Origin of the sequence: Alteraquisediminimonas sediminicola (assembly GCF_019740335.1) — a bacterium.
Lineage (GTDB): Bacteria > Pseudomonadota > Alphaproteobacteria > Sphingomonadales > Sphingomonadaceae > Alteraquisediminimonas > Alteraquisediminimonas sediminicola.
In genome coordinates this window covers 1-1,579 of record NZ_JAHXZS010000012.1, presented here as the reverse complement: position 1 = coordinate 1,579, position 1,579 = coordinate 1, and the positions used below count along the sequence as shown (strand labels likewise).

Here is a 1,579-nt window from a genome sequence, read left to right as displayed (position 1 = left end):
AGAAGCTCAACAAGCTGTTCCACGAATGTGGCGGCTGGGGCACGATGCAGGTCGAAGCCCATGATTATTATGATGATCCCACGCCTTGGTTCAATTCGCTCGAACTCATCGCGAAGGAAGTCGCGCCACGTATCACGCTGCCGGGTGTGTCAACGACAGCGGCTGCCGCCTAAGCGGTTAGAGCTACAACCATCTGTGGTGCGGGGCGGTGATCTTGATTGCCGCCCCGAACTATTTGGGCGTTCAGGATAAGGCGGTTTGCTTGCGCGTGATGTCCACGGTTGCCTTGGGCATGAAGAGCCCAGCCTCGATTTGCATCAGCGTATCGTTGAGCGCCTCGTTGAAACTCTCTTCACCCTCAAGCGTGCGTTCCTCGCCATGTTCGTCGACATAGGTTGCTAGGATGCTGAGAAATACCAATGAGCCGCTGACGATGCGGCGCTGGGCGACAGCCTCGGGCAAATGGTCGAAACGTTCCTTGATCAGCGTCAGCAATCGATCGAGGTTGGGCGGTGAGGGGATGCCGAAATCGCCATAAGCGGCCCAGCGTTCGCGCAGGAGATATTGGCACAAAAAGCTCCCATAAGACCGGTTCCCATCGGCCTTTTGCAGCTCCAATTGCGGCAGGAATAGTACTTCCAGCAAGGCGCGCGCTTCGTGCAACCGGCCTGTGCGTTCAATCTCGGCCAGCATGGCGCCCCGGCGCTCTTCCATCTGGAACATGCGGTGCGCGAAAACGGCACGGACAAGGCCATCGCGCGAACCAAAATGATATTGGACGGCATAATGATTGCGCTGCTCCGCCGCGGCCGCGATTTCGCGGAGCGACGCACTTTCGATGCTGGTCGAGGCGAACAGTTTTTCTGCGGCCAAAATGATCTTGAGCTGGGTCGCCGAGAATGTACCATCTACCGGTGCCAGCTTTTCTGGTTTTGCCTTCAAGATTTTTCCTCAGCTCAAATGAATCGCCGCGCTTGTGTTGAAACAGGCCTGATGGGTCAACCCCGGTGGGTCAACAGATGTGTTGCCTTATTACAACCGCTTGGGCGTAAAACCAAGACATTGTCCGGAATTTTGGGGTAATATTTCGGCCAACTATATGAAAATACAGGAGTATTTAGGCATTTTTCTCCATTGCAAAATTTCCCCAGTCAACACTTGCGTGGAAATGAAAATGTGATACCTCTAAGGCAGTCGTCTTAAGGGAGTGGCAGCGTCAAGGACAATTGATTCGGGTTGTCGTAATTTCCATTGGATGATCGTGAATATCCTTACGAAAACACTTCGTAATGGCGGAATGATAAATAAAAAATAGATCGCATCATTTTTATTACATCATAATAAATATGAGTAATTAAAGATTGTATATATTGATATAAATATACAATTATTTTGGAGAGTGTTATGTCGATGGAAACGGGACTTATATTCCACCCTTATATGCGTCCGGGTCGCACGGCGCGGCAGACCTTTGACTGGGGCGTGCAGAATTCGGTGCATTGCGACAAGGTGGGTTTCACCTCGATGCTGATTTCGGAGCATGCGTCGCAGATTTGGGAGAATATTCCCAATCCCGAAC

The 1,579-nt window shown here is 51.4% G+C and carries 1 protein-coding gene; it reads right to left on the bottom strand.

All coding sequences use genetic code 11. The annotated features are described in order from the left end of the window. Positions 1–243: 243 nt before the first annotated feature. Positions 244–942 carry a TetR/AcrR family transcriptional regulator gene (locus tag K6117_RS14380; protein WP_221796840.1) on the bottom strand — a complete coding sequence of 233 codons (699 nt, stop codon included), beginning with the start codon at positions 940–942 and terminating at the stop codon, positions 244–246. Positions 943–1,579 lie beyond the last annotated feature (637 nt).